The sequence below is a fragment of the Providencia alcalifaciens genome (assembly GCF_915403165.1).
In the GTDB taxonomy this organism is placed as follows: domain Bacteria; phylum Pseudomonadota; class Gammaproteobacteria; order Enterobacterales; family Enterobacteriaceae; genus Providencia; species Providencia alcalifaciens_C.
Map to the genome: position 1 here is coordinate 2,695,554 of NZ_OU659204.1, position 18,899 is coordinate 2,714,452.

An 18,899-nucleotide genomic window follows, 5' to 3' on the forward strand; every position below is an offset into this window, starting at 1 on the left:
ATTTTTTATATCAATAGGCGTTAAAAAATTGATATTTGATTTCAGCTATTACTTAAAGAGCTAATTTTAATAAAGGTGCTACCATGAACAGTAAATTAAGTCATCAGGTGATAAAAAAAGTACGCATAGATAAAAGTAACCCACATGCGATACTCGATTTAACCTCTAAGGGCCTTATCATCATAGAAAAAGGATCAATATTGCTGGAAACTCCAGCCGCAAATGAGAGCCTACATGAAGGTGATATTCTCTACCATAAACAAGGGTCATACTCGTTTAAAACAGAAAATAATACATTAGATGGTGAATTCTTATGGATCTCATTAGATGATAAGTTTTTACGTGAGTATTTGTCTCATTACGGCTCTCAACTAAGTGAGATTGAGAGAACTGAAAATGCCGCTAATGACATCATCAAGTTTACAACAAGCCCATTAATTAATGAGCTAAAAAACAGCTTAGAACCATTTATTCAAACCCAATATCCTGAATTGATCCTTAAATTAAGGATTAATGAGCTACTCTTGTTACTGTCTTACAGTGAGCAAGGCGCAACCTTATTATCCAATTTACGACAACTCAGTAATCGCCAAGCTGAGCGTTTGCAGACCTTCATGGAAAATAATTATTTAAAAGAGTGGAAGTTAAATGAGTTTGCCAGAACATTTGGCATGGGCTTAACAACATTCAAAGAGCTATTTCATACTGTTTATGCAACATCACCACGTTCTTGGATCAGTGAGAAGCGCATCATGTATGCACATCAATTATTGATAAATACGTCGATGAGTATCGTGGAAGTATCTATGGAAGCTGGCTTTTCAAGTCAGTCATACTTTACTCAAAGCTATCATAGGCGCTTTGGTTATACCCCCAGTAGGTCGCGTAAAGCCGCCTAGTATCTTCCTCACGTTATATGCCCTGTCAGTATAGGATTCATGCCTTAGCTACACTGACAGAAAGGCAACCCCGAAATAAATCATATCGTTGGAAATAAAAAAAGAGCCTACTATTTTAGTAAGCCCCTTATACCTATTTAGAACCTGGTTAATCAGTTCGCTTGAATCACTTTCAAATCAATAATTGACATTGAATTTGGAGGTATTTCACCAGGAATACCTTCTGGGCCATAACCCCCTTCAGGTTCAATATAAATTTTGACCATTCCGCCTACACCAACTTTTTCTACGAAAGAGTTCATCGGTGGTGGAAGTTGATCATAAGGCAACACCATTGGATTTTTCTCTGTATGCATAACAGTCACCTTACCATCGGTGAGTTGCTCACGCATAATTAATGTGATTTTCTTATCTTTCACATTTGTAATTGGCGTACCTTTTTGTAAAACCTTATAATAAGTGTAATTATCTAATTTACTGTATTTCTGCTGTTTTATATCCTGCAGGATTTTCTGATTCTGCTTTTCATTCTCTTTGGCAATAGTCGTATTATCCGCAGATGGAATTTGGATAATCGTCGGCGTCTTACCTGTAGGTGTTTTTTTGCTCGCTCTTAATGCATCATTCTCTTCACGTAACTGAGTCACGCGCTGATTAAGATCCCTAATTTGCGTTTTCAGTCCCTCATCGGTTGAAAATGTTTTCAAGGATGCCAGCTCATCTTTTGCTTTATTTAAACTATCTTGAATACTAGCAAGCTCCAGCTTAGATTTGTTATCCGCCGCTGTTTTTTCATCGAGCTGTTTCTTAAGTTGAAGCAATTCCTGATCTTTTTTCGATAGATTCTCTGCATTAAACTTTTCAGCATCTAACTTCAACGCATTCAGTTGTTTGTTCGCTTCTAGCAGCTTTTGCTCGATTTCAGCTTGCTGTTTGTTGCGATTGGCAATGTCACTTTCAAGCTTAGCAATCAATGCTTCTTTTTCTTTGGTTTGTGACATCAACTGAGTATTTTGAGACTCTAGCTGCTGTTTATCAGACAGTTGCGCTTTTAACGAATCTTGAATGCTTTTATTCTCTACATCTAACTTTGTTAAAGCTTCTTCCCGGCCTTTAAGTAAGCTAATTTGCTTATGCAATTCTGCCGTTAATTCTTTGACTTGTAGGTCAGTATCTTTGCCTGCAAGTTCAGTCTGTTTTTCTAATTCAGTACGCAGTTTTTGTACTTCAGTATTTGCTTGTGCTAACTGTTTTTTCGCATCTGCATAACTTTGCTCATTTGATGCTAGTAGCGCTTGTTGCTGGGTGTACTGATTTTGGCTATCCGCCAGTTGCTTAGCTATTTTTTCGTGAGCATTTTGCTGAGTAGCCTGTTGTTTCTTCGCTTCTGCTAACTCAACATCCAGCGCATTTTTTTGCACTAATTTAGCGGTTTGCTCAACTAATGTTGCTTGAATTTTATCGTTCTGCTGTGACTTCTCCGCGAGTTGAGTCAAGAGTTTCTGGTTTTGCTCAGATAAATCTTTAACTTGTTTGTCGCTAGCTTGAGCCATCAACGCTGCGTTATTTTCCAGCTGTTGCTTCACGTTTTGCAAGTCTGTACTAGCCTTAGCTAGCTGCTGCTTAGAGGTGGCCAATTCAGCTTCTACCGCAGATTTTTGTTTTACTTTATCTGTCAGCTGCTGATTTTGTTGTTCAAGCTGCTTAACCGCGTCTTGCTGTTGTTTTAGCGCGGATTGGACATCATTTCTTTGTGCTTGAGCCAGCTTTAGCTCATCTTCACGCTGTTTCAGCAAGGCTTCTTGCTGTAATAAGTTAGCATTCACCGACTTCAACTGCTCATCCGTATTGCCAGATGACTGCAATTGCTGCTTCGCGTCAGATTGCAGTTTGGCAATCTCGGCAGTTAATTGCTCGATACGCTGATGCGCATCCGTGACTTGCTTATCTTTGTCGGTCAGCTGCTGCTTCATTTGCTCAGCCAATTGCTGATTCTGTTGTTCAAGCTGCTTAACCGCGTCTTGCTGTTGTTTTAGCGCGGATTGGACATCACTTTTTTGCGCTTGAGCCAGCTTTAGCTCATCTTCACGCTGTTTCAGCAAGGCTTCTTGCTGTAATAAATTGGCATTCACCGACTTCAACTGCTCATCCGTATTGCCAGATGACTGCAATTGCTGCTTCGCGTCAGATTGCAGTTTGGCAATCTCGGCTGTTAATTGCTCGATACGCTGATGCGCATCCGTGACTTGCTTGTCTTTATCGGCAAGTTGTTTTTTCGCATTTGCCGCTTCAATCACGCCATCACTCAGCTGTTTTTCCAACTGCTTGATAGTGTCTAATGACTGATTATTTTGTTTGGCAAGGTTATCCAGATTAGCTTGCTTTTCAGCTATCACTTTCTGCGATTTGGTTAATTCATTGTTCAGCTCATCGATAACAACTTTATTATCAACGGATTTTACAACATTTTGTAATTGCTCAATTTGCAACTTACTTGCTGCGATGTCGTCACTGAGTTTAGCTATCGTCGTTTGCTTTTCAGTAATGATGCGATTTAGTTCAGCAATGCTTTTATTGTAATTAGTCAGTTTAGTGACTAACTGACCATCAGTTAACAGCCTATTGTACGAAATTAGCTCACCAACACCTTGAGCAACGCCAAAGCGATACAGGTTCTTTAATTGCTGCTGCTCAATGAGTTTTGCCAACTGAGCCAGATTGACTGAGTTATCAGTCCCTGCTTTCTTCGTGAAACTCGAAGAATATAAGCCGAGAGGATCAATAATGACTTGGTATTTAGCAAAATCCTTCGCCAAATACTTAGGATTCCATTGATTGCCTTGTAGCAAATAGGAAGATGCAGGCTGGTAAGATTGAGACTCAGAAGGCAACGAACAGACGTCGATAACAGGCTGTATTTCTGTGCCTGCTACTTGGGCTGGTTCTGTTACTTGAACAGGTGTTTTAGGCTCAACAGGCGTTACTGGCGATGTTTTCGTACTTTGAGATTGAGATGACGTCACCGTATTCGATGATCGCTGAGCCACCTTTTTCTCTTTCGTATTCTTTGCTTTACCCGTCGTGGCTTGACGGTTTTCCTTCGGCAGAGGAACTGGCGAAAGAGTGGATAAGACATCATAACCTTGGGCTTGTGATTTAACACTCAGTGGTACTTCGACAGGTCGAGGCTTTGGCTTTTGACCTTCATTTTCAGATTGAAGGTAAGTATCAAAGTCATCGATGACATTATTAAAACGCTCCGCGTAGGAAGCTGTTGAAAAACATGTCGAAAAAAGTGCCAGAGAGACACAAAGCCTTAGGTTAAGTCTCATAATCCATTAATTTTCTGCAAAGTTGATTCCGTTGATAGCACTGCGTTGTAACGCACCTTAGCACAAAGAACTTTTGTTTTAGATTCAATCGCCATTTGTAATAGCTCAATGGTATCTGGGCTAGCAGTTGCTTCGATTTGTTTGTACAGCTGATTAATTTCACTCACTTCTTTAAATGATCCTACCAGACGGTTGTAACTTTCTGGTGATAGCGTTTTCAGTGAACTGAGTTCTTTAATACACGTATTTAGTGGCGCAACACCTTGCTGTTCAACAGTATTTGGTGAACTTTTTAAAGCGTTATTTAAAACATTCTGAGATTCAGGATAAGAATCATCAGCCTTACTATTTTGCTGTGTATCATTCGTTGCTGCTGTGGTGGTTTGAGAATCAGCTGATGCCGTCTTTTGCGCATTTGGACCAGTGACACAGCCAGAAAGTAAAACTGTGCTTACCGCAAGCAAAGACGCGACATAAAATTTATTTTTTAAAAACATATATTTACCTTACCAGTACTTTTCTTCGCTATTATTATGATGTCCTAGAAACCTAGTGTAAGCTAAAAACTCGCTATTTTCTATATAGCCGAATAGAGAAATAGAGACTTCTCATAAATCTTATGCATTTTTATTTTGTGCCAATTTAGTTTTACAACCACGGAATTGTTATTTTAGTACATTAATACTCGTATCTCTCTAAATAAGAAATCGCATACTTGTGTTTATTGATTATTCTTGCACGTTAATTAACATCAAAAACACATTTTATTAGTAATAAATCAAAGTAAGCTTTGTTCGCTCATCTTATCTTTCAGGTTTTTATTAACTTAGGTTAATTAATCAAATTAAAACCATGACATTACAAACAGGTACATTTGCTCAGTCAAAAATTGAAAACACTCACATTTTGAAATATTACAATGAAATGATAAAGATCACTCCGATGATAAAGATAGGTATTGAGTAAAATAAAATTCTACACTTATTAAAGCAGCCAATGAATAGCAGTTATCTTAAAAAGATATTGAGCTTAAATTAACGCATAACGTGATGTAACGCAGATTTTTATTTTTATACTGGAAAGGTACAACAAATTAATTGTGGGTTTGAATGAGGGAATTAAATAAAAATATCATGATTAATTGAGAAGATTCATGCCCAGCTATTAACTGGGCATGAAAAACAAAGCTTAAGCTTTGCTAGGACGTAATGCAGGGAATAGGATTACATCACGAATAGTATGGCTATTGGTAAATAGCATGACCATACGGTCAATACCAATACCTAAACCTGCTGTTGGTGGTAAACCGTGCTCTAATGCAGTCACGTAATCTTCGTCGTAGAACATCGCTTCATCATCACCTTCGTCTTTTTGACGAACTTGCTCAGCAAAACGTTCTGCTTGGTCTTCTGCGTCATTTAACTCAGAGAAACCGTTACCGATTTCACGGCCACCGATGAAGAATTCGAAGCGGTCTGTAATGAATGGATTGTCATCATTACGGCGCGCTAATGGAGAAACTTCAGCTGGGTATTCAGTAATAAAAGTCGGCTGAATTAAGTGGCTTTCAGCAACTTCTTCAAAGATTTCGCACTGAACACGACCTAGGCCCCAGCTCTTCTCAATCTTGATACCAATAGACTGAGCGATCGCAACCGCTTTATCCATATCATCCAGATCAGCAACATTAGTTTCTGGACGATATTTGCAGATAGCTTCTTTCATGGTCATTTTGGTAAATGGCTTACCAAAATCGAACTCTTGCTCACCATATTTAACAACGGTATTGCCTAATACTTTCTGCGTTAAGATACGGAACAAGTCTTCAGTCAGCACGATCAGGTCACGGTAATCGGCATACGCCATATACAGTTCCATCATCGTAAATTCTGGGTTATGACGTGGAGATAAACCTTCGTTACGGAAGTTACGGTTGATTTCGAATACACGTTCAAAACCACCTACAACTAAACGCTTCAGATACAGTTCTGGCGCAATACGCAGATACATATCGATATCTAACGCATTATGGTGAGTCACAAATGGACGCGCAGAAGCACCACCCGGAATGACTTGCATCATTGGGGTTTCTACTTCCATGAATCCATGCTCAACCATGAAGTTACGAACTTCAGCTAAGATCTTAGAACGAATGATGAAAGTGTTGCGAGAGTCATCGTTAGCAATCAGGTCAAGGTAACGTTGACGATAACGAGTTTCTTGATCTGATAAACCGTGGAATTTGTCTGGTAATGGACGCAGAGCTTTAGTCAGCAAACGAACTTCATGACAGTGAACGGTCAATTCGCCTGTTTTAGTTTTAAATAAACGACCTTTAGCGCCTAAAATGTCACCTAAGTCCCATTTTTTAAACTGCTCGTTGTAGATGCCTTCTGGCAGATCATCACGTGAAACGTAAATCTGAATACGGCCGCCAACATCTTGCAATGTTGCAAATGACGCTTTACCCATGATACGACGAGTCATCATACGACCCGCGATAGTCACTTCAATATTCAGGTCTTCCAGCTCTTCAGCTGATTTTTCACCAAATTCAGCGTGAAGCTTATCGGAGACATTTTCACGACGAAAATCATTTGGGAATGGAATACCCTGTTCGCGCAACGCAACCAGTTTTTCTTTACGGGCTTTGAGTTCGTTATTTAAATCGGGAGCTTGTTCTGCACCCTGTTGCTCTTGAGACATTTTTTCCTCACAGGCCAGCTTTTAAACTAGCTTCAATGAATTTATCCAAATCACCATCCAGCACGGCTTGCGTGTTACGCGTTTCCACACCAGTACGTAAGTCTTTAATGCGTGCATCATCAAGGACGTAAGAACGAATTTGGCTTCCCCAGCCAATGTCCGATTTATTCTCTTCCATCGCTTGCTTATCTGCGTTCTTCTTCTGCATTTCCAGTTCGTATAATTTCGCTTTTAACTGGCGCATGGCTTGATCTTTGTTTTTATGCTGTGAACGGTCGTTCTGGCACTGAGTCACAATGTTGGTCGGTATATGGGTAATACGTACCGCAGACTCAGTTTTGTTAACGTGCTGACCACCCGCACCCGAGGCACGGTATACGTCGATACGTAAATCAGCAGGGTTAATTTCGATATCAATATCATCATCAACTTCAGGATAGATAAACGCTGAACTAAATGAAGTATGACGACGACCGCCGGAGTCAAATGGGCTTTTGCGCACTAAACGGTGAACACCCGTTTCTGTTCTTAACCAGCCATAGGCATAATCACCGATGATTTTAATTGTTGCAGATTTTAAACCCGCCACATCACCATCTGACTCTTCGATAATTTCTGTTTTGAAGCCTTTTGACTCAGCCCAACGCAGGTACATACGCATGAGCATACTCGCCCAATCTTGCGCTTCTGTACCGCCAGAACCTGCTTGTAAGTCGATGTAGCAGTCAGCACTGTCATATTCACCGGAGAACATACGGCGGAATTCAAGCTGTTCTAACTTGCCTTGCAGTACTTCTAACTCAGCGCCCGCTTCGTTGAACGTTTCTTCGTCATCAGCTTCTATCGCTAATTCTAATAAACCTTCTACGTCTTCAATACCTTGGGTCAGTTGGTCAATTGTCTCAACAATCGCCTCAAGGGAAGAGCGTTCTTTGCCAAGTGCTTGAGCGCGTTCGGGTTCATTCCAGACATCCGGCTGCTCAAGTTCTGCATTCACTTCTTCTAAGCGTTCTTTCTTGGCATCATAGTCAAAGATACCCCCTCAGAACCATTGTCCGTTCAGACAGGTCCTGAATTTTGCTTTTTACTGGGTTTATTTCAAACGTCATTTTCACTATCTTATAGTTGATCAATAAAGATAAATATTTCCATTCACGAACCGTTTAGTATAACGGAATTCCTGTCAGGTTTATAGGGCATCAATCCTCTATTTCTGAGCGAATATTTATCGTGATTTTAATCGGGCCAAATATGTTCAATCATCAATTGCACATTTTTATTACCGCGAAACTCGTTCACATCTAACTTAAACGCAATTTTAGCTTTTTTGACGCTATTATCTGGCCATCTGCGGACATCAATGTTGAACATGATGCCATCCAACATCGGCCCGCCATTGACGGGTTCTAACATCAATTTTAAATGTTTCTCGCCCACCAGTTTTTGTTGTAATAACTGGAAGTGCCCATCAAATACAGGTTCAGGAAAAGACTGCCCCCACGGGCCGCTTTCGCGAAGTAATTCCGCCGTCTCTAATGACAGTTGATTACGCAATAATTCGCCGTCACTCCAAATAACGCCCGATAATTGCTCAGGTTGAATAAGTTCTCCCATCAGCATTTCGAAATGGTACTTGAATGCGTCAAATTTGCTCTCTTCAAGCGACAGACCCGCAGCCATGGCATGTCCACCAAATTTTTGCATTAAACCCGGTTGCAACGTATTTAATCGCTCTAATGCATCGCGCATATGTACGCCCTGCACAGAACGGCCAGAGCCTTTTAATACCCCATCTCCAGCAGGCGCAAATGCAATAACGGGGCGATGAAATTGCTCTTTAATTCGTGAAGCCAAGATCCCAACCACCCCTTGATGCCACTCGGGATGATATAGCGCTAAACCGTTCGGTAACTGATTTTCGCTGTATTCTATTTTGTTAAATAGCACCAGTGCTTCTTGCTGCATACCCGCTTCAATTTCACGGCGAGTCTGGTTTAAACCATCTAACTCATTGGCTAGCTGTCGCGCATGCGCCATATCATCTGTCAGCAGTAATTCAATGCTCACTGACATATCATCAAGCCGACCAGCGGCGTTAAGTCTTGGCCCTAGTGCAAAGCCAAAATCATTCGCGACCAGACGAGAGGCATCGCGTTTGGATACCTCAATTAACGCTTTGATCCCAGCACAGCAGCGCCCTGCTCTCACTCGATTCAACCCTTGATGCACCAGAATGCGGTTGTTCGTATCCAATGGCACCACGTCTGCTACAGTACCCAGAGCAACTAAATCAAGGTATTCCGCTAAATTAGGCTCGCTGATCCCTTGCTTTTCAAACCACTGCTGCTGACGTAAATGGGCTCTTAACGCTGACATTAAATAAAACGTTACCCCCACACCAGCCAGTGATTTCGATGCAAATTGGCAATCATCAAGGTTCGGGTTGATGATTGCATCGGCTGTCGGTAACGTTTCTCCCGGTAAATGGTGATCGGTAATAATCACCTTCATACCATACTCGTGAGCAGTGACCACGCCATCATGGGAAGAAATACCGTTATCTACCGTAATAATCAGGTCAGTTCCCTGCTTATAGGCTTCATCCACTACCAATGGCGTTAAGCCATAGCCGTTTTCAAAGCGGTTCGGGACGATGTAGTTTAAATTCCTATACCCCATCGCTTTAAGCGCACGGATAGCTAATGCTGTGCTCGTTGCACCATCAGCATCAAAATCCCCAACAATAGTGATTTTTTGGTGTTCCACCAGCGCTAAATAGAGCAGCGTTAGTGCACTTTCAACCCCTGATAGCGAACGGTAATCAAGTAAATTAGACGCTTTACGCTCCAATTGAGCGAGAGAGGTTATCCCTCTAGAGGCATAAATGCGCTGTAAAAGTTCAGGAACATCAGGTAATGCCGCGGCATCACCCGTTAATTCTCGTTGGCGTAAAAAAGTTTCGACATTCACAATGATGATTATTTCTGTTCAAGTATTTGGAGTAATTCGTCAGGTTTTAAAAAGCCAGGGAGTACTTGTCCACTTGGTAAAATAATGGCTGGCGTTCCCGTAACTTTAAATAATTGACCTAATTTCAAATGATTGCCTAAATCGATTTTACAATCGTCAATCATGGCAACTTCGTCACCTTTAAACGCTTTAGTCAACGCATCTTGTGGTAATGCATTACACCAGATTGATGCCATCTGTTTTGCTGTATCGCTGTCTAAGCCCTGACGAGGAAATGCTAAATAGCGTACCGTCACCCCTTTACTGTTTAACTCGCCCACTGTTTCGTGTAATTTTTTACAGTAGCCACAGCTAATATCAGTAAAGACTGTCACCGCATATTTTTCATTGGGTGCTTTGAAGGTGATCATCTCGTTTTTCAACGCTTCCATCTTCTTCAACAGAGGCTGATTGCTGATATTCACCGGAACTTTTCCGCTAAGATCATAAATTGGACCTTGTAACAGGTATTTACCGTCATCCGTCACATAAATTACGCCGTTATCCGTTTCCACCGTATTTAACCCCACAATTGGGGAAGGCTTAATGGATTCCACTTGCATATTATAATGTGCGAGTTTTTCGATAATCAGTTTTTCTTCTGTTGCGCCATAAACTGATGCCGTTAATGAAGCGATGCAGGCGGCTAAAACAAGTAATTTGCGTTTCATATTTATCCTTTTCACCCATCACCCTCTCGGATGATGCTGCTCATGTAAAGCACGTAGCCGCTCAGTAGCGACATGTGTGTAAATTTGGGTTGTAGATAGGTCACTGTGACCTAACAACATTTGTACAACGCGCAAGTCCGCGCCGTGATTCAATAAATGGGTTGCAAATGCATGCCTTAATACGTGAGGAGATAACGCATCCCCATCAATATTAGCAAGAACCGCATAATATTTTATTCGGTGCCAAAATGTCTGGCGGGTCATCTTCGTACCACGTTTGCTTGGAAATAAAATATCGCTGGTTTTCCCATTCATTAGGTCTGGTCGCCCCTGCGCTATATATTTTTCCAGCCAGTAAATCGCCTCTTCTCCCAGAGGGATCAAACGCTCTTTATCACCTTTCCCCACGACTCGAACGACGCCTTGGCGCAAGCTGATATCCGAAAATGTTAGCCCTGTCAGCTCAGAAACTCGTAATCCACAGGCATACAGTACTTCTAACATGGCTTTGTCCCGTAACTCGAGCGAATCTTCAGTTGCAGGTGCATTCAATAAATCTTCAACTTGTTTTTCACTAAGATCTTTGGGTAATCGCTGCGGAATTTTTGGTGCTGCGATTACCGCGGAAGGATCATCCGCTCTTATCTTTTCGCGGTAAAAATATTGAAACAACCGGCGAATTGAACTTAATAAACGCGCAGAACTTGCGGCTTTGTATCCGCCATCAATTCGTTCCGCGAGAAAAGATTGCAAATCAATCGATTGAACATTTTCCAAATGCAATTGCTGTGCATCTAGCCACCTATCTAACGATTGCAGATCATTACGATAAGATGCCAAGGTATTTTCAGCAAGATCTTGCTCCAACCAAATTGTATCAAGAAACTGTTCAATTAACGGATTTAGTTGTTTACTTTCCACGCCAGATCCTATGCCTCTTTATTATTACAGTGCAATCTATTATGCCTGATTGTAGCACCATCTGTTACAATACGTCCCTCGTGATAAAAACCAGCGCTGGATATAGTAATAATATATATGAAAATAGGTCTTTTTTACGGTTCAAGTACCTGCTATACCGAAATGGTCGCAGAAAAAATACGTGACATTCTTGGTGATGATTTCATTACTCTCCATAACGTCAACGATACACCGCCAAAATTAATGGAACAGTACGATGCTCTTATTTTGGGGATCCCTACGTGGGATTTCGGTGAAATTCAGGAAGATTGGCTAGAAATTTGGGAAGCGCTTCCCAAACTTAACCTTGCGGATAAAATAGTCGCAATGTATGGCATGGGTGACCAAGTTGACTATAGCGAATGGTTTTTAGATGCACTCGGAATGCTCTATCACCAGCTTAAACCGACTGGCGCACAGTTTATTGGCTTTTGGCCGACTGAAGGCTATGAGTTTGAAAGCCCGAAACCACTCACGGAAGATGGTAAGATGTTTGTGGGCCTTGCATTAGATGATGTGAACCAGTTTGAACAAACCGATGAGCGTATCGCACAATGGTGCGAGCAGATCCTACTAGAAATTGAAGCGGCTCTTTAAGCGCCAAATACAACCAACTGCAATATCAAATATCAGGATATTGCAGTAGTAATTGATTGAGATTGCGCCAATTCTCTTCACAAACAGAATCCTTTGCAATCCACAAGCGAAGCTTCTGAGGCTTACCTTGCAGCGCATTAAGCGTTAATAAAATGCCAAAGCGGCTACACCATGGCGCTTTAATAATTTCCCACTCATTCTTTTTCCATTGAAGCTTGTTGCCATTCACCAATACAGCCACACCTTTGACTTTACTGATATTTTTTTGGCTTTTTGCCCAACTTGCTACCAACACAACTAATAATGGTAGCCAAATCATTGAATTACCTGGAGCCCATGGCGCAACAAGCAAAATAATGCCCGTTACCCCATGAAGGCAGGTAGAAAAAAGCTGAGTTTTCCATGAAATGGAAAGATTAGATTTCCACAGGACCACGATTTTTATTTCTTTCTTGAATGAGTTTAATCATAGAGAACAGTTCTTCGTCCTCTGGACGCCCGTGATTCATCAGCCAATTGAACAAATCCGGGTCTGGGCATTCGAGCAGGCGCACAAAAACACGCTTGTCGTGGTCTGTTAGCTCGTCATATTCATATTCAAAAAATGGCATGATAGAAATATCAAGCTCACGCATGCCTCTTCTGCACGCCCAATGAATTCGCGCCTTGTTATTGATATCGATTTGACTTTGCCCGCTAGGCATTCCATTATCCATTTCACTACGACCTTTTGTTGCAGTTGACTGATAAGATTGATTATTTTAAGTACTCTATCAGATAATCTGTCAATAAAACATGCCACACTCTACATAGTTCACATTTTAGGTTGTAAAATACCGTTTTTCTACAAACTATTTACCCTCATATGCTGAATAATAAGCTAATGGAACTTTAATGCGGGTTTAGGCTTGCAATGTGACCTAGCTATTTTACCATTAAGCACCATTATCAGATAAAGAACAACAGGTGAAATCATGACTTCCCATGTAGACAATGCACAACAGTTCCCCCTCGATTCTCAGTCTTTACCCCTTGTTTTGATTTCACTGGAAAACTGGGAACTTATTCATCTCCACGGCGCAGATGCAGAAAAATATCTGCAAGGACAAGTCACCGCCGATATCAGCACACTTGAGCACACACACACACTAACCGCCCATTGCGATCCAAAAGGAAAAATGTGGAGTGACCTACGTTTATTCCATCACTTAGGGGGTTTTTCTTATATTGAAAGACGCAGTGTTGCTGATGCCCAACTCGCAGAATTAAAAAAATACGCGGTTTTCTCTAAAATCACTTTTGAAAAGAAACCGGAACTGAAATTACTGGGTGTAGCCGGTCAAGGCGCGAGAGACGCGCTGGCTTCGCTATTCACCTCATTACCCGATAGCCAAAACCAAGTCATCGCAGAAGGCAACAGTACCCTGCTGCATTTTGACCTTCCCGCAGAACGATTTTTAATTATTACAGACGAAGCGACTGCACAAAACATCACAGATACATTGAATGCGATACTGGTTTCCGACCAGCAATGGCTAGCATTAGAAATTGCAGCAGGCTTTGCCGTTATCGACCAAGAAAATAGTGCCCAACATCTGCCACAAGCTGCAAATTTACAGGCCATCCCTCTCGGGATTAGCTTTAAAAAAGGCTGTTACACCGGTCAAGAAATGGTGGCTCGCGCTAAGTTTCGTGGTGCCAATAAACGCGCTATGTACTGGCTAACTGGCACAGGTTCCTCACTTCCTACTATCGGTGATGGTGTTGAGTGGCAACTGGGCGAAAACTGGCGTCGTACCGGAACAGTGCTTGCCGCTGTACGTTTAGGGAATGGAGAACTTAGCATCCAAATCATCATGAACAACGATATGGAAGCCGATAGCGTGTTTCGCGTTATGGGTGACGAACAAAGTCGTCTTACCATTGCACCACTGCCTTATTCATTAGAAGAAGATAAATAATTGAGGTTTTTATGTCATCTGCAATAAGTAATAAGCCACTCGACGTTTTGAATTTTGGGGCTTTTACTGAAGTCGTCCAATTTTTGATGGAGCTCGATAAACTAAAAAGCGTTTATCGCAAAAATAAGTTATTAAACCGCGAAAGACATGAAAACACAGCTGAACATAGCTGGCAGTTTGCTGTTGCGGCGATGGCTTTTGCCCCTTATGTGCCAGGTGTTAACCTAGAGCGTGCCATTAAACTTGCGCTCGTTCATGATATCGTCGAAATCGATGCGGGTGACGTTTTGGTGTTTGATAATGCCGCTCGTGAAGCTATTCATGATGAAGAAGTCAAAGCGGCTAACCGCCTGTTTAATTTATTGCCAAGTCCGCAAAATGCCGAGTTTTTAGGTTTATGGAATGAGTATGATGCCGTCGAAACATTGGAATCGAAGTATGCCAATGCCATTGATAGAGCGATGCCGATGCTATTGAACTTGCATAATCAAGGTCAAAGCTGGGTTGAAAATCATATTCGCCATGAGCAAGTCGTCAGCAAATGTGACTATATTCAGGAAATCCTCCCTGAATTTTGGTTGCAGCTTAAACAGCAATTAGAGCAAGCCCATCAAAAAGGCTGGCTGCTGTAGTGATAGATAGACCGTAATAAATAGGTCGTTAACAATCGATTGTTAATAATCCTGTAGCTAATCAATGGTATTCAAAGGAATGATAACCAAATGGGCATAGATGTTTCAAAAGATAAAGAAGTCACATTCAATGGAGAGCATGAGCGAAGAGTTGTGACTTCTACTGAAAAAAAAACCAAAATGTCTCTCATTGGGTCCCACACCAAACTGTCTGTCTTCAGCATTTATCAACGAACCAAATTTGGCGATTCAGATAGAGACGGTAATCCTTTAATGTATGCGTTAAAAAATGTATTTAGTTACACTATTTCGCATCGTGAAATTTATAAACTTAAACCTTCATTCATCAATATTCTAAATAAAATAGAAGATGAAATTACCACTCAAAATAGTACCCTCGTCGTAATGCCATCTTCAGCAAAGGTTGTCACCTTCCTAGCCAATCGAATAGCACGTAAGTTTGCTCTACCTCTGCACCATAATTGCTTTATGAAGAGAACGACAAGTGAGGTTTTAGATGATTTTTCGATAAAAAAACTCGCTATTAAAAGTTCACATAAACGTGACCTCAATAAAACTTTATCTGAATTACGCAGCCTGCCTAAAAATACGATTTTTACTATGAAGAAAGTCCCCAATAAAGTTCGATTCTATTTTTCACCTTGGAAAATGAGTCCGAACTTTGATATGAATAAATTACATAATAAAAACATAATATTAGTCGACGACTTACTTTCAACTGGCTGCATATTAAACTCAGCGATGTCTGAACTCAGTAATTATCCTGTTACTTGCAATACCGCAATTTGCTTGCTAAGTAATCTTTAGACTGTTGTGAAGTCTATAAAACCAAGCTATACTCCAAAACGTTATACCAGAGCCAACATACGCCCTTGGCTCTATAAATATGAAGCATTCTGAAAGGAATGTGGGTTCGTGCTAGCACCTTAGTGATGGTCCAGTTTATAAGAACAAAGTAATCACTCGGAGAATGGCAGCGACATTCCCCAACATACTAGTTGTAAAAAACGTATTTTGAAGCCACTTCATTCCGAAGTGGCTTTTTTATTACCGTTACATAAAAAACGCCAGATAAATATCTGGCGTTTTCGTATTAAAAAGCTAGAAAATTAATTACATATACTCATCGATAGGCACGCAAGAGCAATGTAAATGGCGGTCGCCATAAACATCATCAAGGCGTTTTACCGCTGGCCAGTACTTGTTCACTCGTGTTGCGTGAGATGGGAATGCAGCCAGTTCACGGCTATAACCATGTTTCCACTCTTCTGCCAACTCGGTTTGAACGTGTGGCGCATTGACTAACGGGTTATCTTCCAGCGTCCATTGACCTTGTACCACTTGGTCAATCTCATCACGGATAGCCAGCATTGCATCGATAAAGCGATCGATTTCCACAATACTTTCTGACTCAGTTGGCTCGATCATCAACGTACCCGCTACTGGGAATGACATAGTTGGTGCATGGAAACCATAGTCAATCAGGCGCTTAGCAATATCCAGCTCACTGATGCCCGTATCTTTCTTGATTGGACGCAGATCCACGATACATTCGTGAGCCACATAACCTTCTTGTCCGGTATAGAGGATTTCATAACGACCCGCTAAACGCTTCGCTATATAGTTAGCGTTCAAGATTGCCACTTGGCTAGCTTTTCTCAGCCCATGGGAGCCCATCATGCGAATATACATCCAGCTAATTGGCAGAATAGAAGCGCTACCAAATGGCGCAGCAGAAACCGCACCTTGTTCGGTCAGCATTTCTTGAGTGACGATAGAGTGCCCTGGTACAAACGGTGCTAAATGTTTTTTCACACCGATAGGTCCCATACCTGGACCACCACCGCCATGCGGAATACAGAAGGTTTTATGCAGGTTCAAGTGAGAAACGTCGGCACCGATAAAGCCCGGTGTTGTCAGCCCCACTTGGGCGTTCATATTCGCGCCATCTAAGTAAACTTGCCCGCCATATTGGTGAATAATTTCACACACTTCGCGAATGCTCTCTTCATACACACCGTGAGTTGACGGATACGTCACCATCACGCAAGAGAGTACAGCACTGTGCTCCTGCGCTTTTTCTCGCAGGTCAGCAAGGTCAATGTTACCTTCATCATCACAACGTACCACCACCACTTCCATACCTGCCATGTGAGCAGATGCTGGGTTAGTTCCGTGAGCAGAGGCAGGGATCAAACAGATATTACGTGCGCCTTCATTGCGGCTTTCATGGTAACGGCGAATCGCTAACAGCCCCGCATATTCCCCTTGTGCCCCTGAGTTAGGCTGCATACAGACGGCATCGTATCCCGTTAATTGAACTAACCAATGGGAAAGCTGCTCAATCATTTGGTGATAGCCTTGCGCCTGCTCCGGTGGGCAGAACGGGTGTAATTCACCAAATTCAGGCCACGTAATTGGCAGCATTTCCGCAGCGGCGTTAAGTTTCATGGTGCAAGAACCTAATGGGATCATCGCTTGGTTCAGCGCTAAATCCTTACGTTCTAAGCTATGCATGTAGCGCATCATTTCCGTTTCGCTATGATAACGATGGAAATTTGGATGGGATAAAATCACATCATCACGCAACATGGCAGCTGGAATTGCACTGTCACTTTCTGAAACTTGCTTATCTAATTTTTCGAAATCCAGTTTTTGATCGGTACCGGTGATCACAAAGAACAGTTCGTTGAGATCTTCGCGTGTGGTGATTTCACTGAACGTAACGCCCACTGCACCGTGAATATCTGTGCGTAAGTTTATTTGCGCTTTTTCGGCACGCGCTAAAACAGCCGCTTTGTCTGCCACTTCGATAGCCAGAGTATCGAACCACGTTTTATGGCGTAGAACGATGCCTGACTCCGTCATCGCTTTAGCAAAAATCGAGCTAAAGCGATGAATGCGCTGCGCAATCATTTTCAAGCCTTCAGGCCCATGATACACCGCATACATCGCAGCAATATTGGCCAGTAAAACTTGGGAGGTACAAATGTTGGAGTTCGCTTTTTCACGGCGAATATGTTGTTCACGGGTTTGCATCGCCATACGTAGTGCAGTATGACCCGCAGCATCACGAGAGACCCCGATAATGCGTCCCGGCATCGCACGTTTAAATTCGTCTTTACAGGCAAAGAATGCCGCGTGAGGGCCACCATAGCCCATTGGTACACCAAAACGCTGCGCTGAGCCGAAAACAATGTCAGCCCCTTGTTTTGCCGGTGCCGTCAATAACACTAATGCCATCATATCGGCAGCTACACAGCTAACAATATTCTTCGCTTTTAGTTTGGCAAATAGCTCGCCGTAATCATGAATGTTCCCCGTGGTGCCCACTTGTTGCAGCAATGCACCAAACACACCTTCGTGTTCCAATACTTTTTCCGCACTGTCGACAATCACTTCAAAGCCAAATGTGCCCGCACGAGTCCGTACAACATCAAGGGTTTGAGGATGGACGTCATCTGCAACAAAAAAGCGCTCTGCATTTTTCAATTTGCTGATGCGTTTTGCCATCGCCATCGCTTCCGCAGCGGCTGTCGCCTCATCCAGTAAAGACGCTGATGCTAAATCTAAGCCCGTTAAATCAATCGTTAATTGCTGGAAATTCAGCAGTGACTCAAGACGACCTTGGGAAACTTCGGGCTGATAAGGAGTGTAAGCCGTATACCAACCTGGGTTTTCGAGCAAATTACGTAAGATAACAGGAGGAAGGATCACTGGAGCATAGCCCATACCGATGTAACTTTTATAACGTTTATTTAGGGAGGCAATCCCTTTTAATTCTGCGAGCGCTTCCTGCTCGGTTGCACCGCCGCCAACTCTTGGCGGCTCAGACAGTAAAATGGCCTTCGGAACAATTTTGTCCATTAAATTATCGAGGGATGTCGCGCCAACAGTACCTAACATGGTTTTTATTTGTTGTTCTGATGACCCTATGTGGCGCGAGATAAATTCTGAACGGTTTTCGAGTTGACTCAGTGACATCGACATATCTGTGTTCCCATCCTTTTTGCTATGCGTAGCGTAGGTTATAAGACTCTAGCGATGATAAAACCTATTGATAAACTGCGAGATAAGTAGACTAGTTCAAACTAACCTTGATTAAAAAATA

At 42.0% G+C, this 18,899-nt stretch carries 15 protein-coding genes; 5 read left to right on the forward strand and 10 right to left on the reverse strand.

The window, feature by feature from the left end:
• Positions 1–83 precede the first annotated feature (83 nt).
• Positions 84–899 (forward strand): helix-turn-helix transcriptional regulator, encoded by an 816-nt coding sequence (locus LDO73_RS12390; RefSeq protein ID WP_224058170.1) that lies wholly within the window; start codon positions 84–86, stop codon positions 897–899.
• Between the two features lie 152 nt (positions 900–1,051).
• Here the strand turns inward: LDO73_RS12390 and LDO73_RS12395 are convergent, their stop codons facing one another.
• The 7 genes from LDO73_RS12395 to xerD all read right to left on the reverse strand — a co-directional run bounded on the left by LDO73_RS12395 (position 1,052) and on the right by xerD (position 11,538).
• On the reverse strand, positions 1,052–4,231 hold the full coding sequence (locus tag LDO73_RS12395) for an FKBP-type peptidyl-prolyl cis-trans isomerase (protein WP_224058172.1): 3,180 nt from the start codon (positions 4,229–4,231) through the stop codon (positions 1,052–1,054).
• Positions 4,228–4,728: a hypothetical protein gene (locus LDO73_RS12400; RefSeq protein WP_224058174.1), complete on the reverse strand. Its 501-nt coding sequence runs from the start codon at positions 4,726–4,728 to the stop codon at positions 4,228–4,230. The genes LDO73_RS12395 and LDO73_RS12400 overlap by 4 nt, the downstream gene beginning before the upstream one ends.
• A gap of 691 nt (positions 4,729–5,419) precedes the next feature.
• On the reverse strand, positions 5,420–6,937 hold the full coding sequence (gene lysS, locus LDO73_RS12405; RefSeq protein ID WP_224058176.1) for a lysine--tRNA ligase: 1,518 nt from the start codon (positions 6,935–6,937) through the stop codon (positions 5,420–5,422).
• A gap of 7 nt (positions 6,938–6,944) precedes the next feature.
• Positions 6,945–8,046, reverse strand: a protein-coding gene (gene prfB, locus LDO73_RS12410) for a peptide chain release factor 2 (protein WP_224058178.1) whose coding sequence is annotated in 2 segments (ribosomal slippage) — positions 6,945–7,967 and positions 7,969–8,046 — 1,101 coding nt in all. Because the reading frame shifts where the segments join, the coding sequence is not laid out codon by codon here.
• Positions 8,047–8,173: 127 nt separating this feature from the next.
• Positions 8,174–9,907 carry a single-stranded-DNA-specific exonuclease RecJ gene (recJ, locus tag LDO73_RS12415; protein WP_224058180.1) on the reverse strand — a complete coding sequence of 578 codons (1,734 nt, stop codon included), beginning with the start codon at positions 9,905–9,907 and terminating at the stop codon, positions 8,174–8,176.
• An 8-nt stretch (positions 9,908–9,915) separates the two neighbouring features.
• Positions 9,916–10,617, reverse strand: coding sequence for a bifunctional protein-disulfide isomerase/oxidoreductase DsbC (gene dsbC, locus LDO73_RS12420; RefSeq protein ID WP_224058181.1), 702 nt, complete (start codon positions 10,615–10,617; stop codon positions 9,916–9,918).
• 18 nt (positions 10,618–10,635) lie between these two features.
• Positions 10,636–11,538: a site-specific tyrosine recombinase XerD gene (xerD, locus tag LDO73_RS12425; protein ID WP_224058183.1), complete on the reverse strand. Its 903-nt coding sequence runs from the start codon at positions 11,536–11,538 to the stop codon at positions 10,636–10,638.
• Positions 11,539–11,655: 117 nt separating this feature from the next.
• Here xerD and fldB point away from each other — a divergent pair, with 117 nt between their 5' ends.
• A complete protein-coding gene (gene fldB / locus LDO73_RS12430; protein WP_224058185.1) occupies positions 11,656–12,174 on the forward strand; it encodes a flavodoxin FldB in 519 nt (172 codons plus the stop codon).
• 25 nt (positions 12,175–12,199) lie between these two features.
• Here the strand turns inward: fldB and LDO73_RS12435 are convergent, their stop codons facing one another.
• Together LDO73_RS12435 and sdhE are read right to left on the reverse strand one after the other, a co-directional pair.
• Positions 12,200–12,610, reverse strand: coding sequence for a protein YgfX (locus LDO73_RS12435; RefSeq protein WP_224058187.1), 411 nt, complete (start codon positions 12,608–12,610; stop codon positions 12,200–12,202).
• On the reverse strand, positions 12,591–12,857 hold the full coding sequence (sdhE, locus tag LDO73_RS12440) for an FAD assembly factor SdhE (RefSeq protein WP_036951240.1): 267 nt from the start codon (positions 12,855–12,857) through the stop codon (positions 12,591–12,593). Before sdhE ends, LDO73_RS12435 begins: the two co-directional genes overlap by 20 nt.
• A gap of 291 nt (positions 12,858–13,148) precedes the next feature.
• Here sdhE and ygfZ point away from each other — a divergent pair, with 291 nt between their 5' ends.
• The 3 genes from ygfZ to LDO73_RS12455 all read left to right on the forward strand — a co-directional run bounded on the left by ygfZ (position 13,149) and on the right by LDO73_RS12455 (position 15,595).
• A complete protein-coding gene (gene ygfZ, locus LDO73_RS12445) occupies positions 13,149–14,135 on the forward strand; it encodes a tRNA-modifying protein YgfZ (RefSeq protein WP_224058189.1) in 987 nt (328 codons plus the stop codon).
• A gap of 11 nt (positions 14,136–14,146) precedes the next feature.
• On the forward strand, positions 14,147–14,767 hold the full coding sequence (locus LDO73_RS12450) for an HD domain-containing protein (protein WP_224058191.1): 621 nt from the start codon (positions 14,147–14,149) through the stop codon (positions 14,765–14,767).
• Between the two features lie 90 nt (positions 14,768–14,857).
• The gene (locus LDO73_RS12455) at positions 14,858–15,595 is read left to right on the forward strand and encodes a hypothetical protein (RefSeq protein WP_224058193.1); all 738 of its coding nucleotides are present in this window, start codon (positions 14,858–14,860) and stop codon (positions 15,593–15,595) included.
• Positions 15,596–15,901: 306 nt separating this feature from the next.
• On the opposite strand, the gene gcvP is transcribed toward LDO73_RS12455, so the two are convergent.
• Positions 15,902–18,778 (reverse strand): aminomethyl-transferring glycine dehydrogenase, encoded by a 2,877-nt coding sequence (gene gcvP, locus LDO73_RS12460; protein WP_224058195.1) that lies wholly within the window; start codon positions 18,776–18,778, stop codon positions 15,902–15,904.
• Between the last annotated feature and the right edge of the window lie 121 nt (positions 18,779–18,899).

Excerpts from the sequence above, each read along its gene's own strand:
- lysS (WP_224058176.1), bottom strand. The coding sequence starts at position 6,937 with ATGTCTCAAGAGCAACAGGGTGCAGAACAAGCTCCCGATTTAAATAAC.
- LDO73_RS12395 (WP_224058172.1), bottom strand. The coding sequence starts at position 4,231 with ATGAGACTTAACCTAAGGCTTTGTGTCTCTCTGGCACTTTTTTCGACA.
- LDO73_RS12450 (WP_224058191.1), top strand. The coding sequence starts at position 14,147 with ATGTCATCTGCAATAAGTAATAAGCCACTCGACGTTTTGAATTTTGGG.
- gcvP (WP_224058195.1), bottom strand. The coding sequence starts at position 18,778 with ATGTCGATGTCACTGAGTCAACTCGAAAACCGTTCAGAATTTATCTCG.
- dsbC (WP_224058181.1), bottom strand. The coding sequence starts at position 10,617 with ATGAAACGCAAATTACTTGTTTTAGCCGCCTGCATCGCTTCATTAACG.
- LDO73_RS12455 (WP_224058193.1), top strand. The coding sequence starts at position 14,858 with ATGGGCATAGATGTTTCAAAAGATAAAGAAGTCACATTCAATGGAGAG.
- LDO73_RS12390 (WP_224058170.1), top strand. The coding sequence starts at position 84 with ATGAACAGTAAATTAAGTCATCAGGTGATAAAAAAAGTACGCATAGAT.
- LDO73_RS12400 (WP_224058174.1), bottom strand. The coding sequence starts at position 4,728 with ATGTTTTTAAAAAATAAATTTTATGTCGCGTCTTTGCTTGCGGTAAGC.
- fldB (WP_224058185.1), top strand. The coding sequence starts at position 11,656 with ATGAAAATAGGTCTTTTTTACGGTTCAAGTACCTGCTATACCGAAATG.
- ygfZ (WP_224058189.1), top strand. The coding sequence starts at position 13,149 with ATGACTTCCCATGTAGACAATGCACAACAGTTCCCCCTCGATTCTCAG.